Here is a 21,978-nt window from a genome sequence, read left to right on the forward strand (position 1 = left end):
TGCGGAAAACCAGCATCGGCGCGGGGTTGCGCCGGGCATGCCGCGCTCCGGGCGAGGCACTGGCGCTGTTCTGCCGATTTTAAAGGCAGGATGACAGGAGGGCAGTTTTCCCGCTTTCTTGCTCTTTGCGCTGCCGGCCCCCTATAAGGCTTGCGAAGTCAACGGTATCGGCCCGGGCGGCGCCGCCTTCGGGTGGGGCGCGGGGCCGGTCTTCAACCTGATGGTGGCGCGGCAATGGCCGGACATTCACAATTCAAGAATATCATGCACCGCAAGGGGCGGCAGGATGCCATGCGCTCCAAGCTGTTCTCCAAGCTGGCCCGTGAAATCACGGTTTCCGCCAAGCTGGGCATGCCGGATCCGAACATGAATCCGCGCCTGCGCGCCGCCATTCTGGCCGCCCGGGCCGAGAACATGCCCAAGGACAATATCGAGCGCGCCATCAAGAAGGCCGCCGGTGGTGATGCCGACAATTATGAAGAGATCCGCTATGAGGGCTATGGCCCCGGCGGGGTGGCTGTCATCGTCGAGGCGCTGACGGACAACCGCAACCGCACCGCCTCCGAGGTGCGCTCCTATTTCACCAAGTCCGGCGGCAATCTGGCTGAAACCGGCGCGGTGTCCTTCATGTTCGACCGGGTGGGCGCAATCGAGTTCGATGCCTCCAGGGCCGATGCCGATGCGATGATGGAAGCCGCCATCGAGGCGGGCGCCGAGGATGTCTCCTCCGATGAGGACGGGCATGAGGTGATTTGCGCCGGCGACGATCTGGCCGAGGTGCAGCGTGCGCTGGAAGCCCTGTTCGGCGAGCCGCGCAAGGCCGGGCTCATCTGGCGTCCGCAGAACACCGTGGCGGTGGATGATGAAACCGCCGAGAAGCTGCTGCGTCTGGTCGATAATCTGCAGGACAATGATGACGTTCAGAATGTCACCGGCAATTTCGAATTGTCCGATGCCATGCTGGCCAAGCTCAGCAGCGAGTGAGCCGGCCTGCCGGTTCCATCATTTCTGAACATGCAAACGGCGGGCTCTGGCCCGCCGTTTTCCGTTTGCGCCCATGGTGCACGGGCGGATCATGGAGGCCGGTTCAGGCCGGCATGCTTTCCGCCAGGGACTTCAGCTCGCAGATGGCGGAGTCGATCTCGGCCCGCTGGCGCTCAAGCTGGGCCAGCTGCTTCAGGCAGCGGTCCCGGGTCAGGGCAAGGCCCGCCTCGGCGCATTCGGCGGACGGCGCGGCAGTGCTGGACGCATGCGCCGCCACCAGCGCGCGAATTTCAGAAAGGGTAAAGCCCAGATGCTTGCCCTTGAGGATGACACCCAGCCGCTCGCGGTCGGCAGCGGTATAGAGGCGTGTCATGCCCTCGCGGCGGGGAGAGAGCAGGCCCTTGTCCTCATAGAAACGCAGGGCGCGCAGGGTGGTGCTGAATTCACGCGCGAGCTCGCCAATCGTGAACAGTTCCTCACCCTCTGGCGTGGCCTGGGCATGGGGTGGGGGGCTGAGCGGGAAGGCGCTGGCGTTCATCGGTCATCTCTCCCTGTGGGGTTCAACAGGCCGGCTTTCCGCCGGCGTCGCCATTCGTGTGGGATATGGCGCTGCATATGGTCTTGCGGCCATCGGCGGAGCTTTTTCGCTTCCGCCATATCGCTGCCTGATTCCTAGCTGGACCGGGGACCGACCGGGAGTGGTGGTGTGCTACCCTAAGGGAAAGTAACAGTTACATGAGTTGGGGAATCCTCATGAAATCAGGCTTTAACCAACTGTTTACCATGATCGCCAAATGCTACTTCTCGCGAATCACTGCGATGCGTCACCCGGTGTGCGAGGCCTTCAGCACACCAGTGACAAGGAGGCGGGCATGGAGCGGACCGAGCGAATTCAGCGCACGGCCTGGGCAGGAAGCAATGCAGCGGCAGGGCCGGCGCGTTCCGCGCGGGAGATGCCGCCGGTCATGCGCCGCTCCGCGCCCATGCCGCCGGAACAGGTCAGTACACCCCGCGATGATGCGGCCAGCGCCATGCAGGGCATGAGGGCCGAGCTGGAAACCCTGCGCGCCCGCCTGGCCCAGGCCGCCCCGCGCCGCGCCGTGGTGGAGATGGACCGCGCGATTTCCATGCTGCATCGGCAGGTGCAGGATATTTCCCGCGCACAGGGAGAGACGGGGCAGGCCGAGGCGGACCATTTGGCCCGGGAACTCACCGACCTGCGCAAGGCCCTGGAAGAGATGCGGGCGCCGGAGCGCTTTCAGGCGCTGGCGGCCGGCATCGATGTCCTGACCCGCAAGATCGAGGTGATGGACGCCAAGGCTGTCAGCCCGGTCGAGGTGGCGCGCCTTCAGGCACAGTCCGATGAACTCACTGATCTGGTGCGGCGCTCGCTTTCCGGCACGGGGCTTCAGGCGCTGCTGTCGCGGCTGGATGCGTGTTCCGCGCAGGTTGCCCGCGCCGGGGATGTCGCCGCCCGCAAGGTGGAGGCGGCCACCGCAGCCTTTGAGCATCAGGCCCGCGAGCTGCTCTCGCGCATGGATCACATGGGGCAGGGCGCCCGCAAGGATATGGACCAGCTGCACAGGCGGCTGGATGAGCTGGGTGCCCGGTTCCACAATCCTGCACCGGCAGATCCCGCTCTGGCGGACCATCTGGCCCGGATTTCCCGCAAGCTGGATGCACTGGGTGCCACTGGAAAGGCCACAGGTCCGCTGACAGCAGCGGTGGAGGAACAGCTGCGCGCCCTCGACAGGCGCTTCCAGCAGACGCAGGAGCGGCTGGGCCGGCTGGATGGGATCGAGGCCGGTCTCCAGCAGGTTCTGGTTGAATTGCAGCATGCGCATGCCAGCTCCGCCGAGGCGACGGCGGAGGCGGTGCAGGCTGTGGCGCTGAAGGTTTCCGATGCTTCGGACGGCCCCGCCGTTGTGGGTCTGAAGCGCGGCCTTGCGGCGCTGGAGGCCCGCCAGAATGAGGTGGAGCGCCGCGCCAGCGCATGGCTGGGCGAGCCCTTCCATGACGATTCTCTCGTTCTCGGCCGCACCGATGATGGCGTCTGGGCACCGCATGCGGAAGACATGCCCCCGCCGCCCCAGACGGATATGCCTGCCTCCGGGATGGCGGAAGCCGTTGATGAGGAGCATCCGGAGCCCCTGCATCGGGAACCGGTATTCGAGACCCGTGAGGACAGCTGGCATTCGGAGCGTCGCACCGAACCGCGCTGGGCCTCATCGCAGTCCGCCCCCACGGCAGAAAGGGCAGGAGAGCTGCCGCCGGATGCCGAATTCGATGCCGCCTTTGCCGAGGCGCTGGGCGGCGGACGGCAGGAGCCGGCCTTTGATTCTGCGGCGAATGGCCCGCGCCCCGGGCGTCAGGGCCCGGCCGAGGCCTCGCACAATGATGCCCAGTCGGCCCGTCCGCGTGTGAAGCGGCCTGTCCGGGGGCAGAAGCTGCGTCCGCGTCCGCATCATGTGGGCTGGAAGGGGGTTGCCGCTTCGGTTCTCGCCGTCGCGCTCGTGTCTTCCGCCGGTCTGGTCTGGATCAAGCGGGATGCGTTGCAGACCCATGCTTCGGCCCTGATGGATTCACTGGCGGCCCGTTCCGCAGGCGTGGCCTCCATGGCCGATCTGCCCGCGCCCGTGGGCCCGGCTGCCCTTCAGGCAGATGCGCGCGCCGGCAATCTTGCCGCCGCCCATGAGGTCGCGGTGCGCTATGCTGAGGGCAAGGGCACTCCGGTTGATCTGGACGCTGCCCTGAAATGGCTGGGCTATGCTGTCAGCAAGGGGTCTGCGCAGGCCGCCTTCACCCTTGGCAGCCTCTATGAGAATGATGTGTTCAACCCGGCCGAGGCCAAGCGCTTTTATGGCTGGGCGGCAGAGCAGGGCCATGTGCAGGCCATGCACAATCTGGCCGCCCTGCATGCGCAGGGCATCAATGGCAAGGGCGCGGACTGGGAGCAGGCCATTCACTGGTTCCGCAGCGCGGCCGAATATGGCAAGCGCGATGCGCAGCACAATCTGGGCGTCATCCATGCGCGCGGTCTTTCCGGGCACACGGATCTGAAGGAGGCGCTCAACTGGTTCTCCATTGCCGCCAATCAGGGCGATACGGACAGCGCGCAGAAGCGGGACGAACTGGCCAGCCGGATGGACCCCGCGCTGGTTGACGAGGTGCGCCGCCGTGTCGCCGCCTTCCGCGCCCGCCCGGTGAATGAGGCAGTGAACACGCTGGCCCTGCGTCCTGAATGGGCGGATCCGGCTGCCGACAAGATGGCCGGACGCGGCAGGGCCCGGGTTCCGGCGCAGGACATGACGCAGGCGCCGCGGGACATTCCCGCGCAGATGTTCTCGGGCCAGTCCATCAATTCCATGTCCGGGCAGATGCTGGCCAGCCGGCGCTGAGGCGCGCTATTCCCGCGGGCGCAAGGCATGCGGGGCATAGGCCGCACCGGCTTTCACAGGGCGCGACATGGCAAGCGCCTGCCGCGCATTGGTCGCAGGGCGGGGTGGCAGGGGGTGAGGGCTGGCGGGCCGCCTTTTCTGCCTGTCCTTTCTCTTGGCCTTTTTTCTCTTGGGCGGATGGAGCACCCTGTCAGCATGAGCACAAGCGCGATTCGGATCATCGGCCTGGACCCGGGCCTGCGCCGTACCGGCTGGGGGGTGATCGAGCAGACCGGCACCCGCCTTTCCTATATCGCCAGCGGCACGGTGCTGCCGCCAGAAAAGGCGCCCATGGGGCAGCGGCTGGCGGAACTGCACCGGCTGCTGTCCATGGTGGTGGCGCAGTTTGCGCCCGATGAGGCGGCGGTGGAGGAAACCTTCGTGAACATGAACCCCGCCTCGACCCTGAAGCTGGGGCAGGCGCGTGGCGTGGTGATGCTGGTGCCCGCCCAGCAGGGCCTGAGCGTGGCCGAATATGCGCCTCTTCTGGTGAAGAAGAGCGTGGTGGGCGCGGGCCGGGCGGAGAAGGCGCAGGTGCGCATGATGGTGAATGTGCTGCTGCCCAAGGCCTCTCCCGAAAGCGAGGATGAGGCCGATGCGCTGGCCATCGCCATCACCCATGCCCATCATCGCGGCGCGGTGGAGCGGGCGCTGCGGGCCGGGCAGTAGCGCCCGGTTCGGGCCGGATATCGGAAGGCCGGGCCGGGAGCCGGCATGCGGGGCGCCCTGAAGGGCGCATCTTCTTTTCAGAACAGGCCAGCATCCTCGACAGCCTTCCGCATTCGGAAAAAGGCGTCGGCGGCTGGCGCAGGGATATCACATGATAGGCAAGCTGAAGGGGGTGGTGGAGGCCGTGCGCGAGGATCATCTGATCCTCGATGTCCATGGCGTCGGCTATCTGGTGCATTGCTCCGCGCGGACGCTGGAGTCATTGCCGCGCGGCGGGGAGGCGGTGGCGCTGTTCATCGAGACCTTTGTGCGTGAGGACATGATCCGCCTTTACGGCTTTGCCTCGGAAACGGAGCAGGAGTGGTTCCGCCTGCTGCAGGGCGTGCAGGGCATTGGCGCGAAAACGGCGCTGGCCGTGCTCTCCACCCTGCGTCCGGCAGAGCTGGCGCAGGCGGTGGCGCTGGGAGACAAGGCCGCGGTGGCGCGGGCGCCGGGCGTGGGGCCGCGGGTTGCCACCCGCATCATCACCGAGCTGAAAGACAAGGCTCCGGCCGGCGCGATCGGGGATTTCGTCCCCGTGGCGGCGGGGGCCGGCGCTGGTGGCGCGGCAGAGGCGGGGGCGGCCGGGGATGCCATCTCGGCCCTCACCAATCTGGGCTATGGCCTGCCGCAGGCGCATGCCGCAGTGGCGGCCGCATTGCGGGCCGCCGGAGAGGATGCCTCGGCGGAAACACTCATCCGCCTCGGCCTGAAAGAGCTGGCGAAATAAAGGCTGGGGCTGGTTTTTCCGCAGATGCTCTGCGATGTTCCGCTTTCGTCCATGCTGCCCCTGCGCTATTGCGGCAGGGGCCGGCTGTTTGATCCAGGCCGGCGCGCATGTGACGCGGATGATTTCTGGACGGGTGCATCTGCTGTGGCCGATGCCATCTGCTTCCACAAGACAGGCAGCTTGATCTGATGAACACCCGTCTCATCTCGGGCGAGAAACGCGGCGAGGACGAAGCCGATTCCACCCTGCGCCCCCAGCTTCTGGGGGAGTTTGTGGGGCAGGCGCAGGCGCGTGCCAATCTTGAGGTGTTCATCAAGGCCGCCCGCGCCCGCGGCGAGGCGCTGGACCATGTGCTGTTTGTCGGCCCGCCCGGCCTGGGCAAGACCACACTGGCGCAGATCATGTCCCGCGAGATGGGCGTCGGCTTCCGCTCCACATCCGGCCCGGTCATCGCCAAGGCGGGCGATCTGGCGGCCATTCTCACCAATCTGGAAGAGCGAGACGTGCTCTTCATCGATGAAATTCACCGGCTTTCCCCGGCGGTGGAGGAAATTCTCTACCCCGCCATGGAGGATTACGAGCTGGACCTGATGATCGGCGAGGGGCCGGCCGCCCGTTCGGTGAAGATCTCCCTGCCCAAATTCACGCTGGTGGGGGCGACCACCCGTTCGGGCCTGCTCACCACACCGCTGCGCGACAGGTTCGGCATTCCTGTGCGCCTCCAGTTCTATACGGTGGAGGAACTGGAGAAAATCGTCACCCGCGCGGCCAGGGTGATGGGTGTTGGCATTGTGCCTGATGGGGCAACCGAAATCGCCCGCCGGGCCCGTGGCACCCCGCGTATCGCCGGCCGTCTGCTGCGCCGGGTGCGGGATTTCGCTCTGGTGGCCGGGGGCGATGCGATCGACCGCACGATTGCGGACCGCGCCTTGCGGGCACTGGAAGTGGATTCACTGGGGCTGGATGCCATGGACCGGCGCTATCTCACCGTGATCGCCGAATTCTATAATGGCGGCCCGGTGGGGGTGGATACCATCGCCGCCGCCCTTTCCGAGCCGCGTGATGCGATCGAGGAAATCGTGGAGCCCTATCTGGTTCAGCAGGGCTTCATCCAGCGCACCCCGCGCGGGCGCATGCTCACGGCGCTGGCCTATCGCCATATGGGCCTGCCCGAGCCCAGGCGCGAACAGGCCGCCCCCATGCCCCTGTTCGACCCTGATGCGCCTTGATCCGCCCCATATCGACCTCTTTCCCGGATAGATGTAAACCTCCTTCACATGAGCTGGAAGCAAAACGACGAGCCGCGCGGCTATCATCATGGCAATCTGCGGGAGGCCCTGATGCGCGCGACCCTTGATCTCATTCTTGAGAAGGGGGTTGCAGGCATCACTTTTGCCGAGGCGGCGCGCCGGGCAGGCGTGAGCGCGGCCGCGCCCTATCGTCATTTTCGCGACCGCGATGAGATGGTCGCCGCCGTTGCCGGGGCCGGTTTCGACCGTCTGGCCGAGGCGCTGAAGACGGCCTGGCAGCAGGGCAAGCCAACACCTGCCGCAGCCTATGAGCGGGTGGGGCGGGCCTATCTGGAATTTGCCCGTCACCATCCGGCTGAATATATGGCCATGTTCGAGAGCGGGCTTCCGGTCAGCGGAAACAAGGTGCTGGAGCAGGCGGGAGACCGGGCTTTCGGCGTGTTGCGCGAGGCGGCGGAGGTGCTGGTATCCCATTTTTCCGGGCCGGGCCGGCCGCCGGCGCTGATGGTGGCGCTGCATACATGGGCTCTGGCCCATGGCGTTGCGTCACTTTTTGGCCGCCCCGATGACTCCCGCCGCAAGCTGCCAATGCCGCCGGAAGACCTTCTCGAAGCCGGATTCCTGATCTATCTCAAGGGTCTTGGCACATCCTCCGCATGAATGGCTGCGGCCTCATTGACAAGCCATATTTTCATTCCCATATATGTTAATGTAATAAACATTAACCGGGACGACTGGCATGGAGCTCGCACACAAGCTCGACTGTTATGGCAGGCCGGCCTGGATCGCGCTGGTGGTCATCAGCTTCATTGTCTGGTGGCCGTTGGGACTGGCGATTCTGGCTTACACAATCTGGAGTGGACGCATGTGCTTTGGTCGCAAATCTGGTTTCAGGCGCTGGCGTGAAAATGGTGAGGATGCCGTGCGCAGCGCCTTCACCCGGTGGAGCGAGGCCATGCCTTCCAGCGGCAACAGCGCTTTCGATGAATATCGTCAGGATACGCTGCGCCGCCTTGAGGATGAACAGAAGGAGTTTCGCTCCTTCCTTGAGCGCCTGCGTCAGGCCAAGGACAAGGCGGAGTTCGACCAGTTCATGGCAGAGCGCCGCGAGCGCCCCGCTGGCCCCGCGCCCGAACCCCCGCCGGCGAACTGACCGCCTGACAGCTGAATCTGCCGCCCGCGACCAGCCCGCGGGCGGCACGGGAACGCGCTCCTGTGCACAGGAGCGCGTTTTCTTTTCTGGCGGCGGGCCAGGGCGCGGCTCTTGTCATTCTTCCAGGATGAGGGCTAGTTGTGCCGCAGCAAGTGTGGCGCACATGATGAACGGGATACCGGCATGAAGATGGATGTGGCAGGCGAGCGGGCGGTGACGCAGGGCGAGCTGGAGGCATACCCCAATCTTGCCGGGCGGCTGGTGCCGGGCGGGCATTGTCTGGCCCTGCGCGTCTATTATGAGGACACGGATTTCTCCGGCATCGTCTACCATGCCAACTATCTGAAATTCATGGAGCGCGGCCGCTCGGACTATATGCGCCTGCTGGGCGTGGTGCAGGGCGAGCTGTTCGCGCAGGCGGCGGAAGAGGCGCCCGGTTTCCATTTCGTCGTGCGGGGCATGCAGATCGATTTCCTGCGCCCTGCCCGCATTGATGATGTGTTGCAGGTCTATACGCTCTCACGCGAGGTGGCGGGGGCCTCCATCACCCTGTTGCAGCAGGTGCGCCGCGGGGATGAGCTTCTGGTGAGCGCCACGGTGCGTGTCGCTTTCGTCTCGCAGGGGCGCGCCAAGCGCATCCCGGATGCCTTGCGGCAGGTGACGACCGAACATGCGCGCGAGACGGAAAGTCTGGATATTCCCCGGCGTTGAGGCGAAATATGCCTGCGTCTGCTGCAAATGTGCCCTGCATTTAACGAATATGATTGGGCGCTAACGCCTCCTTAAGCATGATCATGTCTAGCTTCGCTGAAAGCTGCGATGCCATGTGCACTGCAGCAGGAAGCGGTGCTTCCGTCAAAGTTTGGACAGACTCACCTTGTGAAACAACAGGGAATTCTGGACGGATGCGGCGGGGGCAGTCCTGCGCGGCCCCGTGTCGCGCCCAGCGGAGCCGGTAATGGACCTTATGATCGGTAGAACTGGCGTGCGGCTTTCAGGTGAAGCCGGCAGCGCCGCCTCTTTGACCCGCGCATGGATGGCGGGGCCTGCCCCGGCGCGCGCCGCGCGGATGCTGGCCACCGGCACGCTTGTGGCGTGCGCGGCGCTGGCGCTTGGCCTTGCGCCCGCTCTGGCGCAGGAGGTGGAAGCCTCTGCCGCCTCCAGCATGCCGCCGCCGGACATGTCTTTCCTTTCCCTGTTCATGCAGGCTCACTTCGTCGTGAAGCTTGTGATGTTCGGGCTGATCATCGCCTCCATCTGGGTCTGGGCGATCATTATCGACAAGACCATTCTCTATGGCCGCTACAAGCGGGAGATGGACCAGTTCGAACAGGTGTTCTGGTCCGGCCAGAGCCTTGAGGACCTGTACCGTTCGCTTTCGGGGCGGAACAATCAGGGCATGGCCGCCATCTTCATTGCCGCCATGCGGGAGTGGAAGCGCACCTATGAAGGCGGCGCGCGCTCCCTGGCCGGCCTGAACCAGCGCCTCGACAAGGTGATGAATGTGACCATTGCCCGCGAGGTGGAGCGGCTGGAAAGCCGACTGCTGGTGCTGGCGACCGTGGGTTCGGCCGGCCCGTTCATTGGCCTTTTCGGCACGGTGTGGGGCATCATGAGCTCCTTCCAGTCCATCGCGGCCTCCAAGAACACCTCTCTGGCGGTGGTGGCGCCCGGTATCGCGGAAGCCTTGTTCGCGACGGCAATCGGCCTCATTGCAGCCATTCCCGCGACGATTTTCTACAACAAGTTCATCTCGCAGGTGGGGCGTCAGGCCCAGCGCCTCGAAGGATTCGCGGATGAGTTCTCCGCCATCCTGTCGCGGCAGATTGATGAGCGGGGCTGATCATGGGCATGTCTGGAGGAGGAGGAGGCGGGTGGCAGAGCCGTCGCGCACGCCGCCGTGCACCGCCCGTCATGGCCGAGATCAACGTGACGCCGATGGTCGACGTCATGCTGGTGCTGCTCATCATCTTCATGGTGGCGGCGCCCATGCTGTCCGTCGGCATTCCGATCGACCTGCCGCAGACGCAGGCCTCCGGCGTGAACCAGGATAATGACCAGGAGCCCATCACCCTTTCCGTGAACGGGAAGGGCCAGATTTTCGTGGGCGAGAGCGAAATCTCCTATGAGGAGCTCGTGCCCAAGCTTGAAGCCATCACCAAGGCCCGTGGCGGCATGGAGGAGCGCATCTTCGTGCGCGGCGACAAGAGCGTGGACTATGGCACCGTCATGCGTGTCATGGGCCGTCTTTCCGGGGCCGGATTCAAGCGCGTGGCCCTGGTGACGGAAGTGGAACAGGGAGGCTAAAGGGCACCATGAAGGTCGGCCTTACGGCATCAACGCTCCTGCATGCGAGTGTGCTCGTGCTGGCCCTGGTGACATTCACCGGGGCGGAGCCGTTTGAGCCCGTGCCTGAATCCATGCCCGTGGACATCATCTCCGCCTCGGATTTCACCAAGCTCACCAAGGGCGTGAAGACCGGCGAGAAGACCGAAAAGCCCAAGCAGGTGGCCGAAAAGGTGGGCGATCCCACCCCGCCGGCCGATCATCGCCTGAAGGCCAGCGACAAGGCGCCGGTGGATGTGACCCAGCCGCCACCGCCTTCCCAGCCCCCCAAGCCGCCGGAGCCCAAGCCGGTGGAAAAGCCCCCGGAGCCGAAACCGCCACAGCCCAAGCCCCCGGAGCCGAAGCCCGTAGAGCCCAAGCCGGCTGAACCGCAGCCGAAGGCGGATGACGCGCCGAAGAATGAGCCCAAGCCCGCGGAGACCAAGCCGCAGCAGGAGGCCGCGCTTCAGCCTGCACCGCTGCCACCGCGCCGCCCGCCCGTGCCGCGCACGCCGCCGCGCCCGGTGGAGAGCGATGCCCCGGCGCGGGATTTCAGCACGGATGAAATCAAGGAGCTGCTCGACAAGCGCACGCCCAACCGGCAGGTGGCCAGTGGTGGCGAGGTGTCTGACACCACGTCCCTCGGCTCGCCGCAGGGTACGGCCGCGACATTGAGCATGAGCGAGATCGACGCCTTCCGCGCCCGCATGCGCCAGTGCTGGAACACCACCGGCATTCCCAATGACCAGCCGGTTTATGTGGATGTGCGTGTGGACCTGAAGCCGGATGGTTCTCTTGCAGGAGAGCCGCAGGTGATGCGTGGCACCGCGCCGCCCTATGGCCCGGTGCTGGCCCGCACCGCCATTGCCGCGCTGGTGCGCTGCCAGCCTTTCACCATGTTCCGCAAGGAAACCTATAACCAGTGGAAGAGCATGGACCTGACATTCCGTCCGCAGGAGTTCGACAGGTGACGCCACCTCTGGCCAGCCTCGCTGCCGGCACCGGCGGCGGGCGGTTGCCGGGGGTGCAAAGACATGTTTTCCATATAGAAGTCATCATTGTGTCGGGTATAAACAGCAAACGCTGGATGACCCGCTCGGGGATTGTGAATCGTGATGCCGCTGATGAATAGCAACGGACTTGTGTTGAACCGCCGTCGCCTTCTGACGGCAGGCGGCGCGCTTGCTGCCGGCGCCATGCTGCAGGCGACCCCCGCCGCAGCGCAGCTCAAGCTGGACATCACCTCCGGCACCCCGCAGCCGATCCCGATCGCGCTGCCGGACCTGCTGGGCGATCCCCAGCAGGCGCGCGCCATCACCGAGGTCATTTCCAATGACCTGAAGCGCTCCGGCCTGTTCGCGCCGATCGACCCCAACGCCTTTATCGAGAAGATCACCAACCCGGATGCGCCCCGCTTCCAGGACTGGCGGGTCATCAATGCCCAGGCGCTGATGACCGGGCGGGTGACCCGGCAGGCCGATGGCCGCTTTCAGGTGACCTTCCGCCTGTGGGACGTGTTCGCCGGCCAGCAGCTCACCGGCCAGCAGTTTGTCGCCCAGCCGGACAACTGGCGTCGCATCGCCCATATCATCGCAGACGTGATCTACCAGCGGCTCACGGGCGAGCCGGGCTATTTCGACACGCGCATCGCCTTTGTGGATGAGAGCGGACCCAAGCAGCAGCGCGTCAAGCGCCTCGCCATCATGGATCAGGACGGCGCGAATGTAAGCTATCTCACCCGCGGCGATGAACTGGTGATGACCCCGCGCTTTTCGCCCACCGCGCAGGAAATCGTCTACATGTCCTACACCGGCAATGCGCCGCGCGTGTATCTGCTCAATATCGAGACAGGCCAGCGCGAGGTTGTGGGCCAGTTTCCGGGCATGACCTTCTCCCCGCGCTTCGCGCCGGATGGACAGAGCGTCATCATGAGCCTGGACCAGAACGGCAATGCCAATATCTTCGTCATGGACCTGCGCTCCAAGGCGACCCGCCGGCTCACCAACACATCCGCCATCGACACCGGGCCATGCTATTCGCCGGATGGCCGGCAGATCTGCTTCGAGAGTGACCGTGGCGGTTCCTCGCAGATCTACATCATGAATGCGGATGGCTCGAACCAGCAGCGCATCTCGTTTGGCGATGCGCGCTATTCCACGCCGGTCTGGTCGCCGCGCGGAGACTGGATTGCCTTCACCCGTTCCAGCCGGGGTCAGTTCGCCATCGGCGTGATGAAGCCGGACGGTTCCGGCGAGCGCGTGCTCACGGAAGGCTATCACAATGAGGGGCCGAGCTTCTGCCCCAACGGCCGGGTGCTGGCCTTCTTCCGGGATCCGGGTGGCGGGTCCGGGCCCTCGCTCTATACGGTGAACACCACCGGCTATAACGAGATGCGCCTGCCCACACCCTCTTATGCGTCTGACCCGGCCTGGTCGCCATTGCGCTCCTGAGCCGCCGCTTTCAGGCTTGCGCGCCAGTTTCGGCGCGCCTCTCCAGCCCCGCAATCTGTGTCTTTTTGGTCACGGATCTGCGGGGTTTGTGCTTTCGGGAACACAGGTCATGGTGGCTGCACAGACTCGCCATGATCCCGCCACGAGGCCGGGTCAGTGAAGGCTCATGTCAAGTCCGGCCGGTGATCTGCCGCTGTGGCCTTTTTGCAAAAGGCGCGCGGGAATGCCGGGATGGCACTTTGCGATACGGCTTTTAATCAAATGGAAACCAAGGCCCGCACTTTCCGGCGAGGCCCCTTGGATTTCACCGAATCTGGGTCGCAAGACCCGTGAATGGAACGAACGCTTAACCGGCAGCTTGTTAAGGCAGCTCACCGGGTTGCGTGGAGAATGGGAGACACCGGATGCGTTTTCAAGGGAAGGCTCGCGGCCTCCGGTTCGCGGCGCTTTTTGGTCTTGCGCTGGCACTGGGTGCATGCGCGAACACACAGAATTCTGGAAACAATGCCGGCTTCGGCAGCCAGGGCGGCCCGCCCGGTTCGCCGCAGCAGTTCGTGGTGGCGGTGGGTGATCGCGTCTTCTTTGACAGCGACAGCACCGACCTGAACGCGCAGGCCCGCGCCACGCTGGATCGTCAGGCCCAGTGGCTGCAGCAGTACAACCGCTACACCTTCACCATCGAAGGCCATGCGGATGAGCGCGGCACCCGTGAATACAACGTCGCCCTCGGCGCCAAGCGTGCCCAGTCGGTGCGCAACTATCTGGCCGCCCGCGGCATCGACCAGTCGCGCATGCGCACCATTTCCTACGGCAAGGAACGCCCGGTGGCGGTGTGCAACGACATTTCCTGCTGGTCGCAGAACCGCCGCGCGGTGACTGTGCTGAACGCAGGCGGTGCCTGAGCTCGCCCTTTCGGTTCATCCTGAAGCTTCCCCGATTGAGAGAGCCGGCGCCTGGTGCGCCGGCTTTTTCGTGCCAGCCGTCTAAAATGGCGTGGTGCACAATGGGGATGGATGAACCACAGCCATAGTTTGGTCGCGATCCGTGTCTTATGGTGAGAGCCTTCCCTCGCGGTTCAGGCGCAGGTTTTCTGCGCAACATGCCGGGGGCAATGGCATTCTAGAGCATGCATCACCCATGAAGATGATCCGCCTGCCGCATTCCGGCGCTCTGGTTGTGGCGCTGTTGTGCAGCCTCAGCCTGCCCGCAGCCGCCCAGCAGAGTGGAAACCTGTTTGGCAATATCTTCAAGCCGCCGGGCGCCGCGGCCGAGGCGGAGCGCACCGCCGCCGAGAATGTCGAGATCATGGAACGTCTGGACGGGCTGGAGCAGACCCTGCGCCAGCTCACCGGGCAGGTCGAGACACTCCAGCATCGCAACCAGCAGCTTGAGGCGCAGGTGAAGATGCTGACCGAGGGGGGCAGTGCCCGTACCGGTGGCGCCTCTTCCGCCGCATCCGCCATCCCGCCCGCCGGGGCAACGGCTCCGGCTCCGGCCTCGTCCGGCCGCCGTTCCGATGCGTTCGATCCGAAAACCAGCCCGGAGCTGCCCGGTACGCCCCATCCGCTGGGATCGCCAGACAGCGCCTCAAAGCCGGTGATTGGCGATGCGGGGCTGGAAAACCCCGCTGCCGGGACCTCATCCGCCCGCGCCCTCTATGATGCCGGTGTCGTCGCGCTCCAGAAGGGGCAACATGAGGCGGCCGAGCAGAGCTTCCGCGCGGTGATCTCCGGCCACGGGTCTGACCGGCTGGTGCCGGATGCCACCTATATGGTGGGTGAGACCTTGTTCCTTCGGCAGGATTTTTCCGAGGCCGCGGCGTCCTTCCTTGAGGTCACCACCAAGTTTCCCAATTCGGTGAGGGCTCCGGAAGCCCTGCTGCGTCTGGGGCAATCCCTGGCCGGGCTGGGTGAGAAGGAGGCGGCCTGCGCCACCTTCATGGAAGTGGGGCGCAAATATCCCCGTGCTGCATCCTCCATCCGCCAGGCGGTGGAGAAGGAACAGCAGCGTGTCGGCTGCTGAGGCAGCTGAAGGGATTGGCGATACCGAGCGCAACGGCCTGCTTGAGCCGTTGCGGTCTTTCCGCAGGATCGTGATCGCCCTCTCGGGTGGACCTGATTCGACCGCCCTGGCCTGGCTGGCCATGCGCTGGCGCGCCGCGCTGGACGGAAATGGGCCTCAACTTCTCGCCGCGACAGTGGACCACCGCCTGCGCCCTGATTCGACAGGGGAGGCGGAGGCGGTGGGGCGCTGGTGCGCCCGAATGGGCCTTCCGCACCATATTCTGAGCTGGCAGGGCGAAAAGCCCGCATGCGGCATTCAGGAGGCGGCCCGCGCGGCCCGTTATGGTCTGTTGCTGGCTTTCGCCCGCGCGGAAGGGGCTGATGCGCTGGCTGTGGCGCACACATTGGATGACCAGGCGGAAACAGTGTTGTTCCGCCTTTCTCGCGGGTCCGGTCTTTCCGGGCTGGCGGCCATGCGCAAGCTTGCCATGCGTGAGGACATCGCTCTTCTGCGCCCCCTGCTGGATGTGCCCAAGGCCCGGCTGCTGGCCAGCCTTGAGGGAGCCGGCGTGCCTTTTGTGCAGGACCCCTCCAATGCCGATCCGCGCTTCAGCCGCGTGCGCCTGCGCGCGCTTGCGCCACAGCTTGCGGCCGAGGGGCTGGATGCCCGCCGCCTGTGTCGCTTTGCCGCCCGCATGGCCCGGGCCGATGCCGCGCTCGAAAGTGCCGTGGATGAGGCCGCCCGCCAGATGCATGAGGTTGCACATGAAGGCGGCACCGCATTGCAGATGAGCCTTGATGCCTTCATGGCGCTTCCGGATGAAATCGCCCTGCGCCTTCTGGGGCGCGCCATGTCCCGCATGGGGCATGAGGGGCCGGTGGAACTGGGCAAGCTCGAGGATCTGGCCGAGGCGCTGCTGACTCGCCTGAGGGCCGCGCCCGATGGAAAGGCCGCCCCCTTCAGCCGTACGCTGGCCGGTGCGCAGCTTGTGACAAAAAGGGGGAATATGTGGATTTTTTCCGCTCCCCCGCGACGTAAGGGCACGATACCGCCGAAATCTCCCCTCATATGATGGGTCTATCCTTGGCAAGGCCGGGGTGCGCACCTAGATTAGGCTGCAGACAGTGCGGGAGGTAGACCGGGCGAGGTTGCAAGCGGGGTGTCAGTTTCCGTGGGGAGTACAACCGGAAGTGTTCCGGGCCCCCCGCTGTTCGGGCGCGCGCAAAGTGAACCGCTGTTCGGAAGTGACCGCGTCCATGAGGGTTCAATGAACGCCAATTTACGCAATTTCGCCCTGTGGGTGATCATCGTTCTGCTGCTGCTGGCGCTGTTCTCGCTCTTCCAGAGCCCCGGCCAGCGCACGAGCACGAACGATATTTCCTTCTCCCAGCTTCTCGCAGACGTGGATACCGGCCGCGTGCGCGATGTGGTGATCGAAGGCCCGAATATTTCCGGCACATTCACCGACGGGCGCCAGTTCCAGACCTATGCGCCCAATGATCCGAGCCTGGTGCAGCGCCTCTATGGCAAGGGCGTGCAGATCACGGCCCGTCCGCCGTCTGACAGCGTGCCGTGGTTCGTGAGCATGCTCGTCTCCTGGCTGCCCTTCCTGGTGCTCATCGGCGTGTGGGTGTTCCTCTCGCGTCAGATGCAGGGCGGCGCCGGCAAGGCCATGGGCTTTGGCAAGAGCCGCGCGAAGATGCTGACGGAAGCGCATGGCCGCGTGACCTTCGATGATGTCGCCGGCATCGATGAAGCCAAGAGCGACCTCACCGAGATTGTCGAGTTCCTGCGTGATCCGCAGAAGTTCCAGCGTCTTGGCGGCCGCATTCCGCGCGGTGTTCTGCTCGTCGGCCCGCCCGGCACGGGTAAGACCCTTCTTGCCCGCGCCATTGCGGGTGAGGCGAATGTGCCCTTCTTCACCATTTCCGGTTCGGACTTCGTGGAGATGTTCGTGGGCGTTGGCGCCAGCCGCGTGCGCGACATGTTCGAGCAGGCCAAGAAGAATGCACCCTGCATCATCTTCATCGACGAGATCGACGCGGTGGGTCGCCACCGTGGTGCCGGTCTTGGCGGCGGCAATGACGAGCGCGAGCAGACCCTGAACCAGCTTCTGGTGGAGATGGACGGCTTCGAGGCCAATGAGGGCATCATCCTCATCGCCGCCACGAACCGCCCGGACGTTCTGGACCCGGCACTGCTGCGTCCCGGCCGTTTCGACCGTCAGGTCATCGTGCCCAATCCGGATGTGGTCGGTCGCGAGCAGATCCTGAAGGTGCATGCCCGCAAGATCCCTGTGGCGCCTGATGTGAACCTGAAGGTGATCGCCCGCGGCACGCCCGGCTTCTCCGGTGCGGACCTTGCGAACCTGTGCAACGAGGCTGCCCTCATGGCCGCCCGCCGCAACAAGCGCATGGTCACCATGAGCGATTTCGAGGACGCCAAGGACAAGGTGATGATGGGCGCGGAACGCCGCTCGCTCGTCATGACCGAGGACGAGAAGGCGCTGACCGCTTACCACGAGGGCGGCCACGCTCTGGTTGCGCTGAATGTTCCGGCGACTGATCCGGTGCACAAGGCCACCATCATTCCGCGCGGCCGTGCGCTGGGCATGGTGATGCAGCTGCCCGAGCGCGACAAGCTCTCCATGAGCTATGAGCAGATGACCTCCCGTCTGGCCATCATGATGGGCGGGCGCGTGGCGGAAGAGCTGATCTTCGGCCATGACAAGGTGACCTCCGGCGCGTCGTCCGACATCGAGCAGGCCACCCGCCTCGCCAAGATGATGGTCACCCGCTGGGGCTTCTCGCCGGAACTGGGCACGGTGGCCTATGGCGAGAATCAGGATGAGGTGTTCCTTGGCATGTCCATGGGCCGCCAGCAGAATGTCTCCGAGGCGACCGCCCAGACCATCGATCGCGAAGTGCGTCGTCTGGTTGATGAGGGCTATGCCGAGGCCAAGCGCATTCTCACCGAGAAGCGCGATGATCTTGAAACCCTGGCGCAGGGCCTCATCGAATATGAGACCCTCTCCGGTGACGAGATCGTGGACCTGCTGAACGGCAAGACACCCAACCGCGAAAGCACGGTGGAGCCGGCCAATCCGCGTGGTTCGGCCATTCCCACCTCGCGCAATCGCCCGCGCCCGGATGGGGCTGGCGGATCGGTGGAGCCGCAGCCGCAGGCGTGATCGGATCTGGCCGCTTCAGGTCAGTATGAACTGGAAAGGCGCTCGCTATGCGAGCGCCTTTCCCTTTTAGGTTGTATCCGTCTATAGTTCCGGTAATGCAGAAGCTGGCGCTCTTTCTGCCTGTGGCGCTGGGCATCATGCGATATATGTCGGGATCTGGAGGGAACATGTCCGCAGCCATGGAAAGCAGGCGCGAAAGCGCATTCGCCCTGAACGCAGAGCCCGTCTGGCATGGCGGGGATATTGCGGAGGCGCAGCGGATGTTTCCGCAAGCCCGCGCGCCGTGGATCGACCTGTCCACCGGCATCAATCCCGAGCCTTATCCGCTGGGTCAGTTGCCGGCGGATATATTCCAGCGCCTGCCTTCACCTACGCAGCAGGCGGAGCTGGAGATGATCGCCGCGCGCGCCTATGGGGCGATCTCGCCTGCACATGTGGCCGCCGCGCCGGGGACACAGGCCCTGCTGGAGCTGCTGCCCCGCCTGCGCGTGCCCGGGCGGGTGGCGGTGCTGGGGCCAACCTATGCCGAGCATGCCATCTGCTGGCAAAAGGCAGGGCATGAGGTTTTCGAGGTGGCGGATCTGGATGCGGCCAGCGGGGCGGATACCGTGGTTGTGGTGAACCCCAACAATCCCGATGGCCGGCGATTCTCCTCCATCTCCCTCCAGCATCTGGCCGCAAAGCTGGTGCGCCGGGGTGGCCTGCTGGTGGTGGATGAAGCCTTCGCCGATTTCGAGAATGAAAACAGCATCATCCCGAATCTGCCCGAGAGCACGGTCGTGCTGCGCTCCTTCGGCAAGGCTTATGGGCTGGCGGGGGTGCGGCTGGGCTTCATCATCACCGAGCCATGGCGGGCGGCGCGGGTGCGTGAGCGGCTCGGGCCATGGGCTGTCTCTGGCCCGGCACTGGCCGCAGGCCAGAAGGCGCTGGCCGATACGCACTGGCTGAGAGCGGCAAGGCAGGCCCGTGCGCAGGATGCGGACCGGCTGGATGCGCTGCTGCGCCCGGTGCTGGGTGCGCCTGTGGGCGGCACTTTCCTGTTCCGCACCTTCCGTACCCCGGATGCAGGGCAGATCTTCGCCCGGCTTGGGCAGGCGGGCATCTTCGTGCGCCGATTCTCCCATGATTCCAGCCTGTTGCGCATTGGCCTGCCAGGTGATGAGGCGCAGTGGATACGCCTTGGAGAGGCGCTTCAAGGGGGCGCCTAGGCGCGCCTTCCGGCCGCGATGTGCGTGTGGAGTTTCATCGCGGCGGCAAAATGGTCTATGCAGCGCAGGTCCTCCATTGCCGAGTTGCCGATATGTTTCCTCCCGAAGAACGTGCGCCCTTTGACGATATTCGCCACCTCATCGCCACCATGCCCGGGCCGAGCGATGGCGCGCGCGAGGCTGCGCAAGCGCGGCAGGACAAGCTGGTCAAGCCGCGCGGCGCGCTGGGGCGGCTGGAAACCATTGCCGAGCATCTGGCCGCATGGCAGGGCAATTCCATGCCCACGGTGAACCGGCCCATGGTGGCGGTGTTTGCCGCCACCCATGGCATCGCCGATCGTGGCGTCTCGCCCTATCCCGGGGCGGTGACCCGGCAGATGATGAATACCTTCACGGCAGGCAAGGCGGCTGTGAACCAGATCTGCGCCACATTCGATGCCGGCTTGCGTGTGTTCGATCTGGCGCTGGACCATCCCACCCCCGCCATCACCGATGAGCCGGCGCTGGATGAACGCGCCTGCGCGGCCACCATGGCCTTCGGCATGGAAGCCATTGCGGGTGGGTCGGATCTGCTGTGCCTTGGGGAAATGGGCATTGGCAATACCACCATTGCCGCCGCCATCTGCCATGGCCTGTATGGCGGCAATGCAGAGGACTGGGTGGGGCCGGGCACGGGCTCTACCGGCATTGTGCTGGAGCGCAAGATTGCCGCCGTGCGTGATGCCGTGGCGCTGAATGCAGGTGAGCTGGATGATCCGCTGGAGGTGTTGCGCCGCCTTGGCGGGCGTGAGGTTGCCGCCATTGCCGGAGCGATTCTGGCCGCCCGCCATGAAAAGATACCGGTGGTGCTGGATGGATATGTGGTAACGGCTGCCGCCGCCATTCTCCATGCGCTGGACAATAGTGCGCTGGATCATTGCCTTGCCGGCCATCTCTCCGCCGAGCCGGCGCATGGTGCCTTGCTGGACCGGCTGGGCCTTGAGCCGATTCTGGACCTTGGCATGCGGCTGGGCGAAGGCTCCGGCGCGGCATTGGCGGTGGGCGTTGTGAAGGCGGCCATAGCCTGCCATCGCGGCATGGCAACCTTCGCGGAGGCAGGTGTTTCCGGCGAGGAGTGAAGCGGCGCGCTCGGGGGCTGAACAGGGCCCCTTGGGTCATGCCACCGCGCGCGGCTCCCCCAATGGCGGGCATGGCGCGCGCGGGCAGGGGGCTTCTTCGGCCTGCACGGGGCATTCCGGCCGGGGTGCTGGCCGCATCAGGGCGGAGGCGGGCATCAGCCGGCTTTCCGGCAGGCTCACCCGGGCGAGGGTGCCGCCACCGGCCCTTCGTGTCAGGGTGAGGGTGCCGCCATGCAGATGCGCCAGCCCGCGCACAATGGCCAGCCCAAGGCCGGCGCCGCGCCCGGTTGAGACATCCAGCCGGCTTTCATGATGATGGGAGCTTTCGAGCGGCAGCTCATGGGAGGCGATGCCCGCTCCCGTATCCGCCACGGCCAGATAGGGCCGGCCTTCGGCATCCATGCCCGCCTGAAGCTGCACCTCACCACCGGCAGGGGTGAATTTCACGGCATTGGTCAACAGGTTGAGGGTGATCTGCCGCAGCGCGCGCTCATCACCCCAGATCTGCACCATCTCGGTGATGCGGGCCAGATGCAGATGACGCCGCTGCGCCTCCGGCTGCATCATCGCCAGACAATCCTGCCCCAGATGATCCAGCCGCACCGGAGTTTCCAGCAGGATGCGATGGCCGCTCTCGATGCGGGCCAGATCCAGCATGTCATCGGCGAGAGACAGCAGGTGGCGGCCGGAGGCGTGGATATCCCGCGCATAACCGGCATAGCTGGGCACCAGATGGGGGCCGAGAACCTCCTGCGCCATCATCTCGGAAAAGCCCATCACCGTGTTCAGGGGCGTGCGCAGCTCATGGCTCATCTCCGCCATGAAACGGGATTTGGCCCGGCTTTCCTCTTCCGCCCGGGCCTGCGCGGTCTCGGCGAGGGTGGCGCGCATCAGGGCCTCGTCATGGGCCCTGCGAACTGCACGCAGACGCCGGAAGGCCACCACCAGCAAAACAGCCAGCAGGCCGCAGAGCAGCAGAAGGCCGGACATGGGCAGGGTGTTCGCGCCGGCGCCTGTTGCCGCCATGGCGGGGCTTGGGGTCAGCAGCAGGCCGGCACAGGGCAGGGCGGTGGCGCGGATGGCCGAATGGAAAGAGGGGCTGACACAATCGCTGGCGAGCCCCCCCTTCATGCGGGGGAAGCGGCCCGTGCGGCGATATCCCCAGGCCATGGCTGCCATATCCCACCTTCCATGCGGGCATCTCCGGCGGGCCCGTGCTGCACAATGCCGGAAGAGGAAAAATGTGCGGGGGCCCTGTCACCGCAGGTGCATGGGGCCAACTCCTCCATCAATGGGGTTAATGAACGGTAAACGGCCTATTCCGCATCCGCGTCCTGCGGGTGGTATCTTGCACGCCGTGCTGGCATTTCTTCTGCTTGCATCCAAAGCGCCCTATAATATCAAGGGTGCCGCCCGGTACT

20 protein-coding genes are annotated in these 21,978 nt (G+C 65.3%); 18 read left to right on the plus strand and 2 right to left on the minus strand.

Annotated elements, in window-relative coordinates:
* The first annotated feature begins 234 nt into the window (after positions 1 to 234).
* Entirely contained in the window at positions 235 to 984 is a 750-nt protein-coding gene (locus ACT6QG_RS08185) for a YebC/PmpR family DNA-binding transcriptional regulator (protein ID WP_444977083.1), read from the plus strand.
* A gap of 103 nt (positions 985 to 1,087) precedes the next feature.
* On the opposite strand, the gene ACT6QG_RS08190 is transcribed toward ACT6QG_RS08185, so the two are convergent.
* Positions 1,088 to 1,522 carry a MerR family transcriptional regulator gene (locus ACT6QG_RS08190; protein WP_444977084.1) on the minus strand — a complete coding sequence of 145 codons (435 nt, stop codon included), beginning with the start codon at positions 1,520 to 1,522 and terminating at the stop codon, positions 1,088 to 1,090.
* A 334-nt stretch (positions 1,523 to 1,856) separates the two neighbouring features.
* Between ACT6QG_RS08190 and ACT6QG_RS08195 the strand changes: the two genes are divergently transcribed.
* The 17 genes from ACT6QG_RS08195 (at position 1,857) to cobT (ending at position 20,557) form a co-directional block, all read left to right on the plus strand.
* Positions 1,857 to 4,382, plus strand: a complete 2,526-nt coding sequence (locus tag ACT6QG_RS08195; RefSeq protein WP_444977085.1) for a hypothetical protein — start codon at positions 1,857 to 1,859, stop codon at positions 4,380 to 4,382.
* A gap of 195 nt (positions 4,383 to 4,577) precedes the next feature.
* A complete protein-coding gene (gene ruvC, locus ACT6QG_RS08200) occupies positions 4,578 to 5,090 on the plus strand; it encodes a crossover junction endodeoxyribonuclease RuvC (protein ID WP_444977086.1) in 513 nt (170 codons plus the stop codon).
* Positions 5,091 to 5,241: 151 nt separating this feature from the next.
* Positions 5,242 to 5,859: a Holliday junction branch migration protein RuvA gene (gene ruvA, locus ACT6QG_RS08205; RefSeq protein WP_444977087.1), complete on the plus strand. Its 618-nt coding sequence runs from the start codon at positions 5,242 to 5,244 to the stop codon at positions 5,857 to 5,859.
* A gap of 188 nt (positions 5,860 to 6,047) precedes the next feature.
* On the plus strand, positions 6,048 to 7,088 hold the full coding sequence (gene ruvB / locus ACT6QG_RS08210) for a Holliday junction branch migration DNA helicase RuvB (protein ID WP_444977088.1): 1,041 nt from the start codon (positions 6,048 to 6,050) through the stop codon (positions 7,086 to 7,088).
* Positions 7,089 to 7,136: 48 nt separating this feature from the next.
* Positions 7,137 to 7,769: a TetR/AcrR family transcriptional regulator gene (locus tag ACT6QG_RS08215; RefSeq protein WP_444977089.1), complete on the plus strand. Its 633-nt coding sequence runs from the start codon at positions 7,137 to 7,139 to the stop codon at positions 7,767 to 7,769.
* Between the two features lie 79 nt (positions 7,770 to 7,848).
* Positions 7,849 to 8,262, plus strand: a complete 414-nt coding sequence (locus tag ACT6QG_RS08220) for a DUF2852 domain-containing protein (protein WP_444977090.1) — start codon at positions 7,849 to 7,851, stop codon at positions 8,260 to 8,262.
* A gap of 189 nt (positions 8,263 to 8,451) precedes the next feature.
* Positions 8,452 to 8,973, plus strand: coding sequence for a tol-pal system-associated acyl-CoA thioesterase (ybgC, locus tag ACT6QG_RS08225; protein ID WP_444977425.1), 522 nt, complete (start codon positions 8,452 to 8,454; stop codon positions 8,971 to 8,973).
* Between the two features lie 454 nt (positions 8,974 to 9,427).
* Positions 9,428 to 10,105 carry a protein TolQ gene (gene tolQ, locus ACT6QG_RS08230; protein WP_444977426.1) on the plus strand — a complete coding sequence of 226 codons (678 nt, stop codon included), beginning with the start codon at positions 9,428 to 9,430 and terminating at the stop codon, positions 10,103 to 10,105.
* Positions 10,106 to 10,107: 2 nt separating this feature from the next.
* Positions 10,108 to 10,569 carry a protein TolR gene (tolR, locus tag ACT6QG_RS08235; protein WP_444977091.1) on the plus strand — a complete coding sequence of 154 codons (462 nt, stop codon included), beginning with the start codon at positions 10,108 to 10,110 and terminating at the stop codon, positions 10,567 to 10,569.
* 8 nt (positions 10,570 to 10,577) lie between these two features.
* On the plus strand, positions 10,578 to 11,558 hold the full coding sequence (gene tolA, locus ACT6QG_RS08240) for a cell envelope integrity protein TolA (RefSeq protein WP_444977092.1): 981 nt from the start codon (positions 10,578 to 10,580) through the stop codon (positions 11,556 to 11,558).
* A gap of 153 nt (positions 11,559 to 11,711) precedes the next feature.
* A complete protein-coding gene (gene tolB / locus ACT6QG_RS08245; protein WP_444977093.1) occupies positions 11,712 to 13,037 on the plus strand; it encodes a Tol-Pal system beta propeller repeat protein TolB in 1,326 nt (441 codons plus the stop codon).
* A gap of 404 nt (positions 13,038 to 13,441) precedes the next feature.
* The gene (gene pal / locus ACT6QG_RS08250) at positions 13,442 to 13,939 is read left to right on the plus strand and encodes a peptidoglycan-associated lipoprotein Pal (protein WP_444977094.1); all 498 of its coding nucleotides are present in this window, start codon (positions 13,442 to 13,444) and stop codon (positions 13,937 to 13,939) included.
* Between the two features lie 235 nt (positions 13,940 to 14,174).
* Complete coding sequence (gene ybgF, locus ACT6QG_RS08255; protein WP_444977095.1) at positions 14,175 to 15,059, plus strand: tol-pal system protein YbgF; 885 nt, start codon at positions 14,175 to 14,177, stop codon at positions 15,057 to 15,059.
* Positions 15,046 to 16,113 carry a tRNA lysidine(34) synthetase TilS gene (tilS, locus tag ACT6QG_RS08260; protein WP_444977096.1) on the plus strand — a complete coding sequence of 356 codons (1,068 nt, stop codon included), beginning with the start codon at positions 15,046 to 15,048 and terminating at the stop codon, positions 16,111 to 16,113. Before ybgF ends, tilS begins: the two co-directional genes overlap by 14 nt.
* Before the next feature lie 195 nt (positions 16,114 to 16,308).
* A complete protein-coding gene (gene ftsH, locus ACT6QG_RS08265) occupies positions 16,309 to 18,231 on the plus strand; it encodes an ATP-dependent zinc metalloprotease FtsH (protein WP_444977097.1) in 1,923 nt (640 codons plus the stop codon).
* Between the two features lie 167 nt (positions 18,232 to 18,398).
* Positions 18,399 to 19,439 carry a threonine-phosphate decarboxylase CobD gene (gene cobD / locus ACT6QG_RS08270; protein WP_444977098.1) on the plus strand — a complete coding sequence of 347 codons (1,041 nt, stop codon included), beginning with the start codon at positions 18,399 to 18,401 and terminating at the stop codon, positions 19,437 to 19,439.
* A 92-nt stretch (positions 19,440 to 19,531) separates the two neighbouring features.
* Entirely contained in the window at positions 19,532 to 20,557 is a 1,026-nt protein-coding gene (gene cobT, locus ACT6QG_RS08275; RefSeq protein WP_444977099.1) for a nicotinate-nucleotide--dimethylbenzimidazole phosphoribosyltransferase, read from the plus strand.
* A gap of 36 nt (positions 20,558 to 20,593) precedes the next feature.
* Here the strand turns inward: cobT and ACT6QG_RS08280 are convergent, their stop codons facing one another.
* Positions 20,594 to 21,736, minus strand: a complete 1,143-nt coding sequence (locus tag ACT6QG_RS08280) for a sensor histidine kinase (RefSeq protein ID WP_444977100.1) — start codon at positions 21,734 to 21,736, stop codon at positions 20,594 to 20,596.
* Positions 21,737 to 21,978 lie beyond the last annotated feature (242 nt).

The organism is Haloleucobacter ellipsoideus (genome assembly GCF_052491725.1).

What these genes read in the sequence shown, in the direction of transcription:
- ACT6QG_RS08185 (WP_444977083.1), top strand. Translation starts at nt 235, where the DNA reads ATGGCCGGACATTCACAATTCAAGAATATCATGCACCGCAAGGGGCGG.
- ACT6QG_RS08190 (WP_444977084.1), bottom strand. Translation starts at nt 1,522, where the DNA reads ATGAACGCCAGCGCCTTCCCGCTCAGCCCCCCACCCCATGCCCAGGCC.
- ACT6QG_RS08195 (WP_444977085.1), top strand. Translation starts at nt 1,857, where the DNA reads ATGGAGCGGACCGAGCGAATTCAGCGCACGGCCTGGGCAGGAAGCAAT.
- ruvC (WP_444977086.1), top strand. Translation starts at nt 4,578, where the DNA reads ATGAGCACAAGCGCGATTCGGATCATCGGCCTGGACCCGGGCCTGCGC.
- ruvA (WP_444977087.1), top strand. Translation starts at nt 5,242, where the DNA reads ATGATAGGCAAGCTGAAGGGGGTGGTGGAGGCCGTGCGCGAGGATCAT.
- ruvB (WP_444977088.1), top strand. Translation starts at nt 6,048, where the DNA reads ATGAACACCCGTCTCATCTCGGGCGAGAAACGCGGCGAGGACGAAGCC.
- ACT6QG_RS08215 (WP_444977089.1), top strand. Translation starts at nt 7,137, where the DNA reads ATGAGCTGGAAGCAAAACGACGAGCCGCGCGGCTATCATCATGGCAAT.
- ACT6QG_RS08220 (WP_444977090.1), top strand. Translation starts at nt 7,849, where the DNA reads ATGGAGCTCGCACACAAGCTCGACTGTTATGGCAGGCCGGCCTGGATC.
- ybgC (WP_444977425.1), top strand. Translation starts at nt 8,452, where the DNA reads ATGGATGTGGCAGGCGAGCGGGCGGTGACGCAGGGCGAGCTGGAGGCA.
- tolQ (WP_444977426.1), top strand. Translation starts at nt 9,428, where the DNA reads ATGCCGCCGCCGGACATGTCTTTCCTTTCCCTGTTCATGCAGGCTCAC.
- tolR (WP_444977091.1), top strand. Translation starts at nt 10,108, where the DNA reads ATGGGCATGTCTGGAGGAGGAGGAGGCGGGTGGCAGAGCCGTCGCGCA.
- tolA (WP_444977092.1), top strand. Translation starts at nt 10,578, where the DNA reads ATGAAGGTCGGCCTTACGGCATCAACGCTCCTGCATGCGAGTGTGCTC.
- tolB (WP_444977093.1), top strand. Translation starts at nt 11,712, where the DNA reads ATGAATAGCAACGGACTTGTGTTGAACCGCCGTCGCCTTCTGACGGCA.
- pal (WP_444977094.1), top strand. Translation starts at nt 13,442, where the DNA reads ATGCGTTTTCAAGGGAAGGCTCGCGGCCTCCGGTTCGCGGCGCTTTTT.
- ybgF (WP_444977095.1), top strand. Translation starts at nt 14,175, where the DNA reads ATGAAGATGATCCGCCTGCCGCATTCCGGCGCTCTGGTTGTGGCGCTG.
- ftsH (WP_444977097.1), top strand. Translation starts at nt 16,309, where the DNA reads ATGAACGCCAATTTACGCAATTTCGCCCTGTGGGTGATCATCGTTCTG.
- cobD (WP_444977098.1), top strand. Translation starts at nt 18,399, where the DNA reads ATGTCCGCAGCCATGGAAAGCAGGCGCGAAAGCGCATTCGCCCTGAAC.
- cobT (WP_444977099.1), top strand. Translation starts at nt 19,532, where the DNA reads ATGTTTCCTCCCGAAGAACGTGCGCCCTTTGACGATATTCGCCACCTC.
- ACT6QG_RS08280 (WP_444977100.1), bottom strand. Translation starts at nt 21,736, where the DNA reads ATGGCAGCCATGGCCTGGGGATATCGCCGCACGGGCCGCTTCCCCCGC.